Annotated in this window: 15 protein-coding genes; 10 read left to right on the top strand and 5 right to left on the bottom strand. The window is 40.0% G+C overall.

Going from position 1 to position 16,753, the window contains the following annotated elements:
- The first annotated feature begins 67 nt into the window (after positions 1-67).
- From ACUXV0_RS09910 to ACUXV0_RS09900, 3 genes are all read left to right on the top strand, one after another.
- Positions 68-1,273 (top strand): glycosyltransferase, encoded by a 1,206-nt coding sequence (locus ACUXV0_RS09910; RefSeq protein ID WP_446189387.1) that lies wholly within the window; start codon positions 68-70, stop codon positions 1,271-1,273.
- Between the two features lies 1 nt (position 1,274).
- Complete coding sequence (rsmG, locus tag ACUXV0_RS09905; RefSeq protein ID WP_446189386.1) at positions 1,275-1,895, top strand: 16S rRNA (guanine(527)-N(7))-methyltransferase RsmG; 621 nt, start codon at positions 1,275-1,277, stop codon at positions 1,893-1,895.
- 81 nt (positions 1,896-1,976) lie between these two features.
- Entirely contained in the window at positions 1,977-2,594 is a 618-nt protein-coding gene (locus ACUXV0_RS09900; protein WP_446189385.1) for a hypothetical protein, read from the top strand.
- A 263-nt stretch (positions 2,595-2,857) separates the two neighbouring features.
- Here the strand turns inward: ACUXV0_RS09900 and rpsG are convergent, their stop codons facing one another.
- The 4 genes from rpsG to ACUXV0_RS09880 all read right to left on the bottom strand — a co-directional run bounded on the left by rpsG (position 2,858) and on the right by ACUXV0_RS09880 (position 7,129).
- Positions 2,858-3,325: a 30S ribosomal protein S7 gene (gene rpsG, locus ACUXV0_RS09895; RefSeq protein ID WP_446189384.1), complete on the bottom strand. Its 468-nt coding sequence runs from the start codon at positions 3,323-3,325 to the stop codon at positions 2,858-2,860.
- Between the two features lie 125 nt (positions 3,326-3,450).
- Positions 3,451-3,834, bottom strand: a complete 384-nt coding sequence (gene rpsL / locus ACUXV0_RS09890; RefSeq protein ID WP_446189383.1) for a 30S ribosomal protein S12 — start codon at positions 3,832-3,834, stop codon at positions 3,451-3,453.
- Between the two features lie 218 nt (positions 3,835-4,052).
- The gene (locus ACUXV0_RS09885) at positions 4,053-5,594 is read right to left on the bottom strand and encodes a YifB family Mg chelatase-like AAA ATPase (protein WP_446189382.1); all 1,542 of its coding nucleotides are present in this window, start codon (positions 5,592-5,594) and stop codon (positions 4,053-4,055) included.
- A gap of 65 nt (positions 5,595-5,659) precedes the next feature.
- Entirely contained in the window at positions 5,660-7,129 is a 1,470-nt protein-coding gene (locus ACUXV0_RS09880; protein ID WP_446189381.1) for a M28 family peptidase, read from the bottom strand.
- Between the two features lie 387 nt (positions 7,130-7,516).
- Between ACUXV0_RS09880 and ACUXV0_RS09875 the strand changes: the two genes are divergently transcribed.
- A complete protein-coding gene (locus ACUXV0_RS09875) occupies positions 7,517-9,223 on the top strand; it encodes a DUF6089 family protein (protein ID WP_446189380.1) in 1,707 nt (568 codons plus the stop codon).
- 74 nt (positions 9,224-9,297) lie between these two features.
- Here the strand turns inward: ACUXV0_RS09875 and ACUXV0_RS09870 are convergent, their stop codons facing one another.
- Positions 9,298-11,712 (bottom strand): alpha-ketoacid dehydrogenase subunit alpha/beta, encoded by a 2,415-nt coding sequence (locus tag ACUXV0_RS09870; protein WP_446189379.1) that lies wholly within the window; start codon positions 11,710-11,712, stop codon positions 9,298-9,300.
- Positions 11,713-11,926: 214 nt separating this feature from the next.
- Here ACUXV0_RS09870 and ACUXV0_RS09865 point away from each other — a divergent pair, with 214 nt between their 5' ends.
- The 6 genes from ACUXV0_RS09865 (at position 11,927) to trpA (ending at position 16,369) form a co-directional block, all read left to right on the top strand.
- Positions 11,927-12,310: a DUF1573 domain-containing protein gene (locus tag ACUXV0_RS09865; protein ID WP_446189378.1), complete on the top strand. Its 384-nt coding sequence runs from the start codon at positions 11,927-11,929 to the stop codon at positions 12,308-12,310.
- A 128-nt stretch (positions 12,311-12,438) separates the two neighbouring features.
- Positions 12,439-13,233: an indole-3-glycerol phosphate synthase TrpC gene (gene trpC, locus ACUXV0_RS09860; RefSeq protein ID WP_446189377.1), complete on the top strand. Its 795-nt coding sequence runs from the start codon at positions 12,439-12,441 to the stop codon at positions 13,231-13,233.
- Between the two features lie 3 nt (positions 13,234-13,236).
- Positions 13,237-13,872, top strand: coding sequence for a phosphoribosylanthranilate isomerase (locus ACUXV0_RS09855; RefSeq protein WP_446189376.1), 636 nt, complete (start codon positions 13,237-13,239; stop codon positions 13,870-13,872).
- A 67-nt stretch (positions 13,873-13,939) separates the two neighbouring features.
- Complete coding sequence (trpB, locus tag ACUXV0_RS09850) at positions 13,940-15,133, top strand: tryptophan synthase subunit beta (protein WP_446189375.1); 1,194 nt, start codon at positions 13,940-13,942, stop codon at positions 15,131-15,133.
- Between the two features lie 84 nt (positions 15,134-15,217).
- Positions 15,218-15,562 (top strand): Dabb family protein, encoded by a 345-nt coding sequence (locus ACUXV0_RS09845; protein ID WP_446192809.1) that lies wholly within the window; start codon positions 15,218-15,220, stop codon positions 15,560-15,562.
- A gap of 33 nt (positions 15,563-15,595) precedes the next feature.
- Positions 15,596-16,369 (top strand): tryptophan synthase subunit alpha, encoded by a 774-nt coding sequence (gene trpA / locus ACUXV0_RS09840; protein WP_446189374.1) that lies wholly within the window; start codon positions 15,596-15,598, stop codon positions 16,367-16,369.
- The last annotated feature ends 384 nt before the right edge of the window (positions 16,370-16,753 follow it).

Genomic DNA, 16,753 nt, shown 5'->3' with positions numbered 1-16,753 from the left:
TATTCCTTCATAAAATTTAAGTTTCAATGAATACGTATATTTGAACAATATTTAAACACCACTATTTGTGATTTGGAATTATATAATTCCAGCCGTTTTCGGAGCGGCTATATTTATACAGCTAATCTACCTTCTTTTTGTTTTTACGGCCTTGATCAGGCATAAAGACCATGAAGAAGATCCAGAGTCATGGCCGGGAGTCTCCATTATAGTGGCAGCCTGGAATGAGCTACATAATTTAAAAGAGCTTTTGCCATCACTTGATACTCAGGATTATCCAGATTTTGAGGTAATCATTGTTGATGATAGATCTTCTGATGGGTCTTATGATTATTTAAGAACCAATGAAGGAGAGTTTAAGCATGTCAATTTTGTGCATGTAAAGGCTTTGCCAGAGCATTTTACGGCAAAAAAATATGCTGTAACAATGGGCATAAAAAAAGCTACTAAAGAATACGTGCTGCTCACTGATGCCGACTGTAGACCAAACTCCGATCAATGGGTAAAGACAATGGTGCGTCAAACGCAAAATGATGCCAGCGTAGTGCTCGGGTTTTCTCCTTATTACAAATATGAAGGTATCTTAAATGCCTTTATACGCTATGAGACATTACAAACGGCGATTCAATATTTGTCTTTTGCTAAAGTAAGAGTACCGTTTATGGGTGTAGGCAGAAATCTCATGTATAAAAGAGATAACTTCTGGGCTGTGAATGGTTTTACCAAACACTTGGGATTGCTTAGTGGTGATGATGATCTGCTTGTGAATGAAATGGCCGATAAGAAGAATACGGCTATTGCGGTGGCTGAGGAAACTCATATGTATTCAGAGCCGAAACTAAGCATGGATTCGTGGATTACTCAAAAAAGAAGACATCTATCTGTAGGTAAAAGATACAAGTTCAGAGACAAAATGACCATTGGTTTTTTATGGATGAGTTTTTTGTTTTCATGGCTTTTTTTGGTGCCTGTTTTTTTGGCTGAACCAGAATGGTTTCAGCTTCCTGAGTGGTTGAGAGTAAGCAATGAATGGCTTGAACCTTATGGGTTTGAACAATATAAACCATTTACCAATTGGATGAGGGTGGTTACGGGAGTGTTTATGTTTTGGTGGTTTTTGAGATGGTTAATACTTCATTTATGTAATGTGAAACTTGCCAGAACGGTCAACTCATGGAAACTCATGTTTCTAGATTTCCTTTATTTTGTATACCTGATCATTTTTGGGATCATGACAATGGTGTCAAATCCTAAAAAAATTAAGTGGAGATAGCATGGACATACTTTTAAAATACTTTCCTGATCTTACTGAAAACCAAAAAGAGCAATTTGGTAAACTACAAGGTTTATACGCTGAGTGGAATGCACAAATCAATGTCATTTCCAGGAAGGATATTGATACGCTTTATGAACGCCATGTACTGCATAGTTTGGGAATTGCCAAGGTTCATCAGTTTGCTGATGGCTCCAAAATACTTGATGTAGGTACTGGAGGAGGTTTTCCTGGTATTCCTTTAGCCATACTTTTTCCTGAGTGCCAGTTTCATTTGGTTGATTCCATAGGGAAAAAGATCAAAGTTGTGAATGAAGTGGCTACGGCAATAGGCTTGACAAACCTAACCTCTCAGCATGAAAGAGCTGAAAAGGTAAAAGGTAAATATGATTTTGTGGTAAGTAGGGCTGTTACCAGAATGAAGCCGTTCATTCAATGGATACATCAAAAGTTTGAAACGAGGTCAATCAACACCATTGATAATGGTATTTTATACCTTAAAGGAGGAGACTTAGATGAGGAAATGAATGAAGCTAAGAGGCCTTATCAACTGACGGATCTATCAAGCTTTTTTGAAGAGGAGTTCTTTGAAACAAAGAAGGTGGTATATGTGCCTTTCTAATCCTTCACTCATTTTTTAAGCTGAAAGACAACATTTTGGCTTTATTCTTGACTATTCATTAGAAACGTAAATTTCCTAATAATGATATCGCCAAAATCTATTGTTTTAAGTCTTGCTGCCGTTCCATTTTTGATTGCATGTGATTCTTCATCTGAATCTGCATCAGACATGAGCGTCAATGCCTCCCCTATAAATGTTCCTGTTTCGTCAAACGCAGAAACTGAGGCTTCTGTTTCGGAGTCTCCGGCAGTAGTTAATGCCGCACCCGTTCAAATTCAAAAGACCTCTGCAAGTACGATAAAACACCCTCCAACCAAATTGGGTAATCTTATGAACATGGGTGTTAAAAGAAATACGTTTACTACCGCGTCTTCTGGCTTGAACCCAGCACATGGAATGCCGGGGCATGACTGTAGTATTCCTGTAGGGGCTCCGTTGGCTTCTGTTCAGGCTCCTGTTCCTACTTCTCAATCTGTTAATGTGCCAGCAACAGCTAGTCAGCCTGTAACTCAGCCTAATTTTAATGTAGATCCTAATGTCAAATTAAATCCTGCTCATGGTCAGCCAGGTCACGACTGTAGTGTGGCTGTAGGTGCACCGCTTCCTCAAGCAGCAAGTGCGAATGTGAAGATTAATCCTGCACATGGTCAGCCAGGTCACGACTGTAGTGTGGCTGTAGGTGCACCATTGCCGAGCTAGTATATAATTTAGTTCAAAAACATCTTATTTAAACACGATTCTGACATGGGTCGTGTTTTTTTATTTGACGTAAATGCAATTGCTTGTTCCTGATTCAAACACCTGCCTAGTGCTTCTTTATTTTGAGGCTTATTTATCAAGCTATTGAATTTGTCTTGAGTTGTATAAGACCTCGAGGGTAGGCTTATTAAGAAGGGAGTTATTAGGGTATAAAAAAAGCCTTTCCGGTTTCCCGAAAAGGCTTAATCTTTAGAATGATAATCTTACACTCTGAAGTGAGAGAATGCCTTGTTAGCATCTGCCATTCTGTGGGTATCATCTTTTTTCTTAACAGCAGCACCTTCACCTTTAGAAGCGGCGATGATCTCTCCTGCAAGACGCTCAGTTATGGTTTTTTCACCACGTTTACGAGCATAAAGGATTAACCATTTCATACCAAGAGACTGACGTCTTTCAGCACGAACTTCGATAGGCACCTGAAAAGTAGCACCACCTACACGACGGCTTTTTACTTCTACAGAAGGGCTAACGTTATTTAAAGCTTTTTTCCAGGTCTCAAGACCATTTTCTTCGGTACGTTTTTCTACTAAGTCTAAAGCACCGTAGAAGATGCTGTATGCAAGGCTCTTTTTACCTTGAAGCATCAGATTGTTCACGAATTTCGTTACAGTAGTATCTCTGAATTTAGGATCAGGTAGTACGTAACGCTTCGGTGGTTTTCTTTTTCTCATCTTGTTGTTTTTTTAATGAGGTTTCGTTTTAAAAACTAATTCACATTACTCCTGGGAGTAACATTACTTCCCTGTATATATCTTAAATGGAGAGTTATCTCCTATAAAATCTATAACAATGGGAATTACTTAGCAGCTGCTTTAGGTCTCTTAGCACCATACTTAGAACGGCCTTGCATACGGTTAGCTACACCAGCGGTATCCAATGCACCACGCACGATGTGATAACGTACACCCGGAAGGTCTTTCACTCTACCACCTCTGATCAATACGATCGAGTGCTCCTGTAGGTTATGTCCTTCACCCGGAATGTAAGCGTTCACTTCTTTTTGGTTTGTCAAACGTACACGAGCTACTTTTCTAAGAGCCGAGTTTGGCTTCTTAGGTGTAGTCGTATAAACGCGAGTACAAACCCCACGACGCTGTGGGCAAGAATCCAATGCCGGAGATTTGCTCTTGTATTTAAGCTGCTCTCTTCCTTTTCTTACTAATTGCTGTATAGTAGGCATTGTAAATTGTTAAAAATGATTACTTTATTTATACGTCCCCAAAAAGGGAGTGCAAAGGTAAGCGAAATGTTTTGAAAATAAAACCCTGATTCTGAACAAAATAATAGGGCATGAGTTACCCCATCTTTTGGCTTGATATAACAATGAACAACATCAGTCCTAAAGAATGACGCGAGGTTACGGATAAATGAGAGAAAGTATATTCTAAATATATAGAATCACCCTGCCCAATTCTCCCGATCCAAACTACGATATTGAATAGCCTCGGCCAGTTGTTCATTTCTGATTTCTTCGGTGCCGGCTAGATCGGCGATGGTGCGGCTTACCTTTAAGATACGGTCATAAGCACGTGCAGAGAGACCCAGGCGTTCCATAGCTTTTTTGAGAAGGGCTTTACCTGCTTCATTGATCTGACAGATTTCCTTCACCATTTCTGGCGGCATCATTGCATTGGAGTGGATATCAGGATATTCTTTAAAACGATCAATCTGAAGCTCTCTAGCGGCTACTACTCTCTTTCTTATCTCTTCAGAACTTTCGTTTTTTCGAGTAGAAGAGATCTGATCAAAACTCACCGGTGTTACCTCTACATGCAGGTCAATCCGGTCAAGTAAGGGGCCTGAGACTTTATTGAGATACTTCTCTACTGCACCAGGTGGGCAGGTACATTCTTTTTCAGGGTGATTATAATACCCACAAGGGCATGGGTTCATACTCGCAATCAGCATAAAACTCGAAGGGAACTCTACCGAGAGGCGAGTTCTGGAAATACTCACCTTTCGCTCCTCCAGTGGCTGACGCATGACCTCTAATACGGTCCGTTTAAATTCAGGAAGTTCATCCAGAAATAATACCCCGTTATGAGCAAGAGAAATTTCACCGGGCTGTGGGAAGCTTCCACCTCCTACCAGAGCTGCGTCAGAAATAGTGTGGTGAGGGTTTCTAAACGGTCTTCTGGAGATGAGAGAGGCTTTCTCTCCTAACTTGCCTGCCACAGAATGAATTTTGGTGGTTTCTAAAGCTTCCATTAGTGTTAAAGGTGGAAGAATGGAGGGTAGGCGTTTTGCCAACATCGTTTTTCCTGCACCCGGAGGACCAATCATAATGGCATTATGCCCACCCGCGGCAGCTATCTCCAGTGCCCTTTTGATATTTTCCTGACCCTGCACATGAGAAAAGTCGGCTTCGTAACTATTGATGGTATGGTAAAAGATGTCGCGTGTGTCGGTCACCAGTGGTTTGATTTCCTTTTTTCCGCATAAGAATTGCACTGCATCATCAAGTGTCTCAACACCTATAATATCAATATTGTTAACTATAGATGCTTCACTAGCATTTTCCGGCGGAAGTATAAATCCTTTCTTTCCCTGTTTTCGGGCTTCTATGGCTATAGGAAGCACCCCTTTGATTGGTCGAAGTGTTCCATCTAGTGCCAGTTCACCCAGAATGACATATTCAGAAATATCTTTAGCATAGGTAACTCCACAGGCTATTGTAATCAGGCAAAGTGCTATCGGCAGGTCATATGAAGAACCTTCTTTTCTAATATCTGCAGGTGCCAGGTTTATGACCGTTTTTTTACGGTCTTGGGTGTATCCTTCGTTTTTTAGAGCGGCGTCTATTCGTTGTAAACTCTCCTTAACAGCATTATCTGGTAAGCCTACCACACTGGTTCCGGCTCCTTTTATCAAACTGATTTCTACGGTAATTAGGGTAGCATCTACGCCATAAACTGCGGCTCCGAAGGTAGTTGCGAGCATTTAATTGAGGGGTTTATTGTGCAGGGCAAAATAGCAGATTGATTTTCAAAATACCAATCATGAGCTTAGTCCCAGTTCCACTTTTTGCCTAAAACCAGTTCTTCTTTCAGGTTTTGAGCCACCAAAAAATCTCTGGTTTCACTTGAGTTTAATGCTGCCGGAAGGTGATCGGCATTTGCTAAAGCATACAACATCATTGAAGTGTATTTGACATTATTTTCCAGCTCTTGTTGGTTAATCAAAGCAAATTCATCACAGTCTGCATGGTAACAATCGAGGGCCTCTTTACTTAATTTGCCAGACGGCAAACATACGGGTATACCTGAAAGCATAAAGAACTCATGGTCTGAATGAAGCCCCGCTTTATTGCTGTTTTGATTAGGATAATTGTCAAAAATACTTTGGATTTCAGTGCCGACCTCATCAATTTCTTTTTTGAGACTTTCATTACCAAAGGCATTGAATCCATGACAGTTATTTAACATGTCAAGGTTTACCATTAATGAGATTCGGTCAATTTCTCCGTTCTCTTTTGCTTTCTTTACGTATTCTTTAGAGCCCAAAAGGCCTTGCTCTTCACCCATGAAAAGTACAAATTCTATAGGACGTTTGGTTTTCAGTTTAAGTTCTGAGAAAACTCTTGCGATATCTAAGACCGTAAATGCTCCAAGCCCGTTATCCACTGCTCCTTGGGCCAGATCCCAGGAATCCAGATGAGCCCCGACTACTATTTTTTCATTAGAGAGTTTTGATTTTCTATCATAGGTGGCTTTCACATTTCTTGCCTTCACAGGTTTGAAAAAGTTGAGCATATCAATTTCTGCCATAATATTCTTCTCATCTCTTATCCATTTTCTGATGGCTCGTCCACTTTCATAAGAGACACATACTGCAGGAATGTCAATTAGCTCGCCTGTAACTGAAGCTGTCCCTGTGAGTAAAACATTTCCCTTTACCCGATTTACTAGAATGACTGCTGATGCACCGTTCTTTATGGCCAAGGCTGTTTTTTCTGATCGGTGGAGGTTCTTTTTGCCTTTATTCTCTTCATTTCTGACATCTACATTAAATAGTGCAATGTTTCCCTTAAGATTCTCTCCTACCTCTTCAAAGTCAGATTCCAGACCATCACCACAATCTACAATGTGTGCCACCACATTTGACGCCTTAGGCGAATGCCCTAATGAAACCGCATCAATGTCACGATAATTATCACTGTTGGCCGGTACTATGGCTAAATCAAGCTTGCCTCTACTCCATGAATTAACTTCAAAAGATTGGTAGCTAACTTCTTTGAGGTCAAGACCTTTTAGCATGTTGTAGGCCATTTCTTCGGCTTTTTGACCATTTGCCGAGCCTGTAAGGCGGTGACCAATATTTTCAGTTGCTTGCTTTAAGGAGTTATAGGCTGTACTTCTGGTATTTACGTTTTTGTCTATGGACTTAAAAACTGCCCGGGTTTTAGATTTCTTATTAACAAAAGAAGGAAGTAGTAAAAAACTTATTAGGCTGAGTGTTATAACTCTTTTAAGCATATGATTAACAGCTGATTCAAATCGAATTTAAGCACTAAAGATTGATTAGTAGTCAAATGCCTCAAAATTCTACACTTTGTTTAAATCTTTTGTAGAAAACTGGGGATTTTAGACCCCCTTTGATCTCAATGTTGTACAAAGTCCACAGAAATTGGTTCGGAATAACATTTTGTTGTTACGTTTCGACTATAACCGAGTCAAACAAATTTGAGTAGCTCAATGAGAGATTGTACTATAACAATATGTCTGTCAAATAAACTACAAAAAAAGGAGAGGGCTTTGTTATCAATAACTCAAAATTTGCGTAATTTACTCCGAGAATGAATTCACGGAGATTTGTTCATAAACTATTAAAGAGGAATATCTTTAACAATACCATTTTAACACATGAAGAAAGCTTTATTCGCCCTTATTGCATTATTTTCGCTGGCGAGCTATAGTGTAAAAGCACAACAAGACACTTGTAAAGTCTGTAAGCCCTTCCCATGGGAAATTGGGATTCCACTCGGCTTAACGCAATATTTCGGAGATGTTCACTGTAGCATGCCTTATGCAGCAGGTAACGGTTTAGTATCCGGGGTGTTTGCCAGAAGACATCTTAGCGACTATTTCTCACTACGTCCGCAAATTCTTGTGGGTACACTAGCTGGTGATGACTTCTCTGCTCCTGATGGATACTGGGATTACAGAGGGTTCAAATTTAAAACACCTTTAGTTGAGGCTTCATTGCTTGGTGAGATCTATCCGTTTAAAGAAAGAAAGTTCACCTGTGATGGTTTGACCAGAAAAACATTAGCTCCGTATTTATTTGGTGGTATTGGTGCTACTTATACAAATCCTACCGTGGAGGTACAGCCAGGAACTGCATTTCCTCCTTTGCCTCGTGACTTAGAGGCAGATAGAAATAATCTACAAAAATGGGCAGCTGTAATTCCTTTTGGCCTTGGTGTGAAATGGAATGTAGCTGAGCGTTTTGCTTTAGGTGTAGAAGGAGGTTATCGTTATTCTCTATCTGATTATTTAGATGGTATTAGTATGGCGGGTAATGATCAAAGAAACGATGGGTATTTCCTTGGTTTAATTACTGGTTCTTACAGATTCGGTGATAAAGATTCTGATAAAGATGGAACGGTGGATAAGTGTGATGCCTGTGTAAATACTCCAGGTTTAAGAAAATTCCAGGGTTGTCCTGATACTGATGGTGATGGTGTGCCCGATCAAATGGATGACTGTCCTACGTTAGCTGGTTTGGCTTCATTAAACGGTTGTCCTGATGCAGACGGTGACGGTATCGCTGATAAAGATGATGAGTGTCCTACATTATATGGTTTGGCTGCTCTTAATGGTTGTCCTGATTCTGATGGCGACGGAGTTGCTGACAAAGATGATAAGTGTCCAGACCTTGCTGGTGTGGTAGAACTAGATGGCTGTCCTGATACTGACGGTGATGGCATTGCTGATCAAGACGACAAATGTCCTAACACTCCAGGTCCTGCGTCTACTCAAGGTTGCCCTGATTCAGATGGCGACGGTGTAGCAGATACAGAAGATGACTGTTTAAATGTAGCTGGTGATTCAGATAACGGCTGTCCTGATTCTGACGGTGACGGTGTACCTGATAACGAAGACCTTTGTCCGGATATTCCTGGCCTGGTTTCTAACGATGGCTGTCCTGAAGGTTATGTAAATGGTGAAGCTCCATTCATGGGTTATAAAACTGAGAGTGGATGTGAAATCTCAGCTGCTGAGTTAGATGAACTTAATTATGCTGCTCAGCAAGTAGAGTTTTACAGTGGAACGAACAAAATTCGTCCTACATCATACAAAGCTCTTCAGAGAGTTTGTGACCTTCTTTCAAGATGTCCAGATGCTTCTATCCACGTTAATGCATATAATGATGGTGCGGCTACTTCTTCAAACGTAAGACTGGCTAAGCTTAGAGCTTGTGCACTTTACACTTATTTCCTTCAAAAGAAATGTTTGACTAAGTCAAGAGTTTCTTATGATGGTTTCGGTGATGAAGATTCTTCTACTTACTATACTAATGCAGATGGTAAGAGAACCGGTACAAGAATCGAATTTATCTTGAGATAAATCAGTAAGAGATATTGAAAAAAGCCTCTTTGGAATCCCAAAGAGGCTTTTTTATGGTTTGATTTTGTTACAATTTAGAGATCTGGATATTTTGTTGGCTTTGCTTCTCTCATTATTTGATAGGCGGCATCTACAATATCATCTGCATTTGGTTTGCTGAAGTAATCACCATCAGAACCGTATGGAGGTCTATGTTCTTTTGCCGTAACTGTTACTGGTTTACTGTCTAAAAAATGGTAGCCTTCCTGTTCATCCAGTACTTGCTGCATCATAAATGCTGTAGCACCACCCGGCATATCTTCATCAGCGAAGATAATTCTGTTAGTTGTCTTTAACGACTTCAAAATGGTACCAGAAAGGTCAAACGGAAGGAGAGTTTGCACATCTATAACTTCGGCGTTTATACCATATTCGGCAAGTTCAGATGCCGCTGCCATTACGATATTACACATGCTTCCATAAGTAACAATGGTAATATCTGAGCCTTCTTTCAATATTTCGGGTTGACCTAAAGGAACGGTCATTTCAGAGAGATTGGTCGGTAGCTTTTCTTTCAGCCTATAAGAATTCAGGGGCTCTATCATCAAAGCAGGATCTTCACCATTTAGTAAAGTATTATAAAGACCTGCCGCCTGTACAAAGTTTCGAGGGCAAATAATATGCATACCACGTAAAGAGTGGATCATCACTGCCATTGGTGAGCCTGAGTGCCAGATTCCTTCAAGTCTATGACCTCTGGTCCTTACAATAAGGGGAGCTTGCTGCTGACCAAAAGTTCTGTACCTCAAGCAAGCAAGATCATCTGTTAAGGAAGCGAGGCAATAATAGATGTAGTCAAAATACTGAACCTCTACAATTGGCTTTAAGCCTCTCATAGCCGCACCGATCCCCTGACCTATAATAGTAGCTTCTCTAATTCCTGTGTCGTCTACCTTTAGTTTTCCATGCTTCGCCTGTAAGCCGGCGAAACCTTGATTTACATCACCAATCTGACCTACATCTTCGCCGATTGCAAAAACTCTTGGGTCTTTATCAAGGAGTTGATCAAAATACTTATTAATGATTTGATACCCACTTAAAATCTCAGGCTTATCAGCAAAGGCGGCTTTGACTTCTTTTACTTTTAAGGGTGAATTATCAAATTCACTATAAAGGTGTTTATGATACTGTAATTCTGTGTCCTTCTCAATTTTCGCTAGAAAAGCCTTTAGCTTTTTGATTACGGGGCTTTTTTCTTTTGCCAGTTCACGAACAAGTTTCTTGGCCACTTTGGTGGCATCTTTTCTTATCGCTGCAGAGCCTTTGAGTTCTTTTTTGTAGCGAAGCAAAGAGACCTTACGCTTTGGATGTAGTTTCAGAGCTTCATCTATATAAGCTACTACTTCATAAACATCTTTATTAATGAATGCTTTATATGCTTCCCAAGCCTCATGTCTTGCTTTTTTAGCTGTTTCTTTAGCCTCTTCCTCTATTTCATCCAGAGTACCAGCATCTGCTATTTTCTCTTCAATAATCCATTTTCTAAACTGAACATTGCAGTCCATTTCATCCTCCCATTTCAGTCTCTCTTTTGATTTATATCTTTCATGAGAGCCGCTGGCAGAGTGACCCTGAGGTTGCGTTATGTCATATACGTGAACTAAACATGGGATATGCTCATCTCTTGATAATCTGGCGGCTTTTTGATAAGCCTTTATGAGCTCTACATAATTCCAGCCCTCTACTTTGATTATCTCTAGCCCTGGTTTGTTTGGGGTTCTCTGGAATCCAGCTAAGGCTTCAGAGATGCTTCCTTTTGTAGTTTGGAATTCTGTAGGAACAGAAATACCGTAACCGTCATCCCATACGGAAAAGATAACTGGCACCTGAAGTACTCCGGCAGCATTTATGGCCTCAAAAAACATCCCCTGTGAGGTAGAAGCGTCACCTATGGTCGAGAAGCAAACTTCATTACCATTAATAGAGAACTTATCAAAAGACTTTAATTGGGGATTTTGGCGATAGAGTTTAGAGGCAAAAGCCAACCCAACACTTCTAGGGATTTGACCAGCGGTGGATGAAACATCCATCACATGATTATAAAGCTCTGTCTGATTAAGCCAGTTTCCATCTTTATCAACCCATGCATTCCCGTAGTGGGCATTCATTGATCTACCACCCGAGAAAATATCGTAGTTGATATCTGCATGAGCGTAGAGTTGTGAAAATAACTGAGTCCAGGTCAGGCCACCTAGTGCCGCTACCATAGTTTGGTCTCTGTAGTATCCTGATCTAAAATCGCCCTTTCTGAAAACTTTTGATAGTGCTATTTGGGCTACTTCTTTGCCATCTCCGAAAATCCCGAATTTGGCTCTACCCATAAAAACGTCTTTACGGCCCATAAGGCTGACCTCTCTACTTTCAATGGCCAAGCGGTAATCGGCCAGAATCTCCTCGGTATCAATTATAAATTCTGTATTCAGGGAAGCTTTGGTTGCGTTATCACTCATATGATCAGGTTAACAGTAAATGCTTTCAGTAGGGTCGTATTCTTTTGCAAAGATACCAGTTTATTTTCATCTGTTCAATCACCCTCAGAAGGCCATTTAAGGCCGATTTTCATTGTTAAGAACCTGTTAAGAATTTGTATCGGCCTATTTTTGGTTGTTTCTTTGTTTTGCTAGTTTGTAATTAATTGTTCAAGAACTAAAAACAAGACTAAAAATGAAAAAAGTATTATTCACCGTTGTAACGGTATTGTTCTTTGCGGCAGCATCATACGCTCAAGGAGTATTAAAGTTTGAAACAGAATCTCACGACTTCGGAACATTAGAAGAAGGACCAGTGGCTACTTATACTTTTAAAGTAACCAACACAGGTTCTGCACCTGTAGTCATTTCAAGAGCAATGGCTTCTTGTGGATGTACTACTCCTGAATGGAGCAAAGACCCAATAATGCCGGGTGCTACAAGTGAAATTAAAGTAGGATACAACACTTCTGGACGCCCTGGAGCTTTCAAGAAAACCATTACTGTTACCAGCAATGCTGAAAACTCAACTGTTATTCTGAGAATCAATGGTAAGGTAAATCCTAAGTCTTCGAAGTAATTCAAAGACCAGATATTAAAGGGAGGCCGGTTTGCAAACGCAAGCCGGCCTTTTTCTTTTGTAGATAAAGAAGTTTGCTTCCAATCAAAAAAGCCTTCAAATTGCGGCTCATTTTTTAATAAGAGTGAATGACAATTCTAGAAAAGATTAATCAGCATAAGAAAGAAGAGGTTTTTAGAGCTAAAACCATCACTCCGGTAGAGGAATTGAAAAACTCTAAGCATTTTGACCGTAAATGCAATTCTTTGAAATCTGCTTTAAAAGCAGAGGGTTCTTCCGGGATCATTGCTGAGTTTAAGAGAAAGTCTCCTTCCAAAGGCGAAATAAATGCTAAAGTAAATGTGGAAGATGTGACTTTCGGGTATGCTCAGGCAGGTGCTGCAGGGGTAAGTGTACTTACCGATCAAACTTTCTTCGGAGGTTCTAAAGAAGATTTGCTAAAGGCTCGTGCTAAGAATCCGGAATTGCCGCTACTGAGAAAAGATTTCATGATAGACGCCTACCAGGTGTGTGAGGCAAAAGCCTGGGGAGCAGATGCCATTTTATTGATAGCCGCTTCATTGGAGGCTGATAAGATTAATGAATTGGGAGCCAAAGCCCATCAATTAGGAATGGAGGTTTTACTGGAGATTCATAATGAAGAAGAGCTAAAGAAAAGCCCTTTAGAGTATGTAGATATTATTGGTGTAAATAATAGAAATCTCAAAAACTTTAATGAAAGCAGTGTAAAACCATCATTAGAGCTCACTGATTTAATTCCTACAGATAAGGTGAAAATTTCTGAGAGTTGTATTAATGACCCTTCGGTAATTAAAAACTTGAGAGAAGTAGGCTATCAAGGATTCCTGATTGGTGAATCTTTTATGAAAACACCGAACCCGCCTGAGGCTTTAGCAGGTTATATTGCTGAAGCAAAAGCCTGATTTATGAAGTTCTTGTGGAAAGTCTGTGGAATGAGGGATGAGCAAAACATCAAAGAGGTGTTAAAACTCAAACCTGACTTCATGGGCTTTATTTTTTTCAATGGTTCTAAACGCTTTGTAAGTGATCTGTTAAGTATTGAACTACTCAAAAACTTTCCTTCCAATACCAAAAAGGTAGGTGTTTTTGTCAATCAGCCTTTTGAAGAAGTACTAGAAATTGCCAAAACATATCATCTTGATTATGTTCAGCTACATGGCCAAGAAGATGCTTCTTATTGTCAAAAGGTTAAATCAGCTGGTTTCGGAGTATTTAAAGCCTTTGGTGTAGACCCATCTTTTGATTTTAATGAGTTAAAGTCTTTTGAAGGAATTGTCGATTACTTTTTGTTTGATACAAAAGCCAGTGGAGGTCATGGTGGGCATGGTATTTCATTTGACTGGTCCCTTTTAGAAAATTACAGACTTCAAACGCCATTCTTATTGGCTGGTGGATTAGACCTCAATAACATCCATGAGGTTAAAGAATTGAAATTGCCCCATCTAAAAGGGATAGATGTCAATAGTAAGTTTGAAGTTACCCCAGCCTACAAGAATGTTGAGCAGCTGGCTCAATTAAAAAAGGAGTTAGAATTGTTTTAAGTCAGTTCTAAAGTTGGTTTAACCGCTATTGACTATTTTTACGGAGGATTCAAATCGATGTGAATTAATGCTGCAAATAGAGAATTCGGCTTTCGCTGTTGACGAGAGAGGTTATTACGGAAATTTTGGAGGGGCTTGGATTCCCGAAATGCTTTACCCTAATGTAGAGGAGCTTCGCCAAAAGTACCTGGATATTATTTACACTGAAGATTTTCAAAGTGAGTTTGATCAGCTGCTCAAAGACTATGTGGGTAGACCTACTCCTTTGTATTTAGCTGAACGTTTATCAGAAGAATACAAGACTACTGTATATCTCAAAAGAGAAGACCTTTGTCATACTGGTGCCCATAAGGTAAATAATACCATTGGCCAGATATTACTGGCCAAAAGATTGGGCAAAAACAAGATTGTGGCAGAAACAGGTGCTGGACAGCATGGTGTAGCTACTGCTACGGTATGTGCTCTTATGGGTATTGAGTGTATTGTGTATATGGGAGAGATTGATATTGAACGTCAAGCCCCCAATGTAGCCAGAATGAAAATGCTTGGTGCTACTGTAATACCGGCTAAAAGTGGTTCAAGAACCCTGAAAGATGCCACTAACGAAGCCATGAGACACTGGATAAATAATCCTGTGGACACACACTATATAATAGGCTCGGTAGTGGGGCCACATCCATATCCTGATATGGTGGCCAGGTTTCAGTCGGTGATTTCTGAAGAAATAAGAAGTCAATTGTTTGAAAAGACAGGCTCAGAAAACCCAGACTACCTTATAGCCTGTGTAGGAGGGGGCTCAAATGCCGCTGGTACCTATTTTCATTATTTAGATGAGCCTTCCGTCAAAATTATTGCTGCTGAAGCAGCTGGTCATGGTGTGAAAACAGATAAGTCTGCCGCGACCACATTTCTTGGGAAGCCCGGTGTTTTGCACGGCAGTAAAAGTTTAATGATGCAGACGCTGGATGGCCAGGTGATAGAGCCGCATTCTATTTCTGCTGGTTTAGATTACCCGGGCATAGGACCTATGCATGCACATCTATGGGAGTCTGGCAGGGCAAAGTTCTTTGGCATTACTGATGACGAGGCCATAGAGGCGGGCATGAAATTGTCGAAACTAGAGGGGATTATTCCTGCCATTGAGTCATCTCATGCGTTGGCTGCCTTAGATTATCTGAAAGCTGGTGCCAATGAAACCGTAGTCATAAGTTTATCGGGTAGGGGAGATAAAGATCTCGCTACCTATAAGAAGTACCTGTAAATTGAAATAATAATGAAGAAACTATGGATCTGGGCAGCTTTTGCTATTGCAATAACCGCTTGTGATAATACTGGGTCAAACGAAATGAAAGACAATGAAGAAGTTGTGGTAGAAGAGGTAACCGGGCCTATGCTGCGTCATGTAGTTATGTTTAAGTTTAAAGATGAGAGTACAGAGGATGATATTCAGCGTGTAGTTGATGCCTTTGTCAATTTACCAAACGAGATCCCTGAGATAAAGGACTTCGAGTGGGGTGTCAATAACAGTCCCGAAGGTTTAAATCAAGGATTGACCCATTGCTTTTTACTCTCGTTTGAAAACGAAGAAGGTAGAGACGCTTATTTGCCACATCCGGCTCATAAAGCATTCGGAGAGGTTCTGGGCCCCCATTTAGATAAAGTAACAGTTCTTGATTACTGGGCAGAATAATATTCAAAGCTCTAATAATACATCAGAATATTTATGAATAGACTGGAAAAGCTCTTTCAAGAGAAGTCTGAAAACATACTCAATATATATTTCACGGCGGGTTTCCCTCATTTGAATGATACGCTATCACTACTAAAAGCTGTAGAATCGGCAGGAGCAGATATAGCAGAGGTGGGAATCCCCTTCTCAGATCCTGTAGCCGATGGTGAAACTATTCAGAAGGCAAATACCAAAGCTTTAGAAAACGGTATGACGGTAAAGTTGCTCTTTGAGCAATTGGCCGAGATGAGAAAAGAGGTCAATATCCCTGTGATATTAATGGGAGATGTAAATCCGCTTATTCAATTCGGTCTCGAAGAGTTTTGTGAAAAATGTGAAGAGGTAGGTGTCGATGGTCTCATTTTGCCAAATCTACCGATGGACGAATACCTCCTGGAGTTTAAACCGACCTTTGATAAATATGGTCTCTTCAATATATTCCTTATAACACCGCAGACCTCAGAAGAGCGGATAAGAAGGATTGATGAAAATTCTTCGGGCTTTATCTATATGGTTTCATCAGCAAGCACCACAGGTTCTACCTCAGGTATTACTGATGAGATGAGAGCGTACTTCAATAAAGTTGATGAGATGAAACTTAAGAACCCTAGACTAATCGGGTTTGGTATAAAAGATAAAGCGACTTTTGATGATGCCAGCCGATTTGCCAATGGAGCCATTATAGGGTCTGCTTTTATAAGAGCTATTCAGGAATCAAATTCTCCGGCTGAGGCGGGAGCTCAATTTATTCAAAGAGTAAAAGACTAATTTTTGATTTCCTCATAATTTAGAATAAGACCTTCGGTAATCTTGCCGGAGGTTTTTTTTATGATTTTGTAAAATAATTTGAAGTGGGTTTTCGCTATGCTGCAATCTTTTCTCAATACCTTAATTATTGCACTATTTAAAGAAGGTATTGCCTTGTCTAAAAAAGTTTAATCAATGTTTTACTGATTATAAGATAGTTATGGTTTGAGCTCAAAAAATCTTTAAAATGGGGCTTGTGCATTAGAAAATCTTTCTGCTATCTTTGCACTCCCAATTCGGAAATGAAGCGGGGTTTAGTTCAAAAACATGTTGAGATGAAGAAAAAAGATTTAAACTTTTTTCAAGATTTATTTGGTAGTTAAAAATTAATCTTTCATCTTTGCA

The sequence above is a fragment of the Jiulongibacter sp. NS-SX5 genome (genome assembly GCF_052828545.1).
The sequence above is the reverse complement of the archived record's forward strand: the minus strand, read 5'-3'. Positions and strand labels throughout refer to the sequence as shown.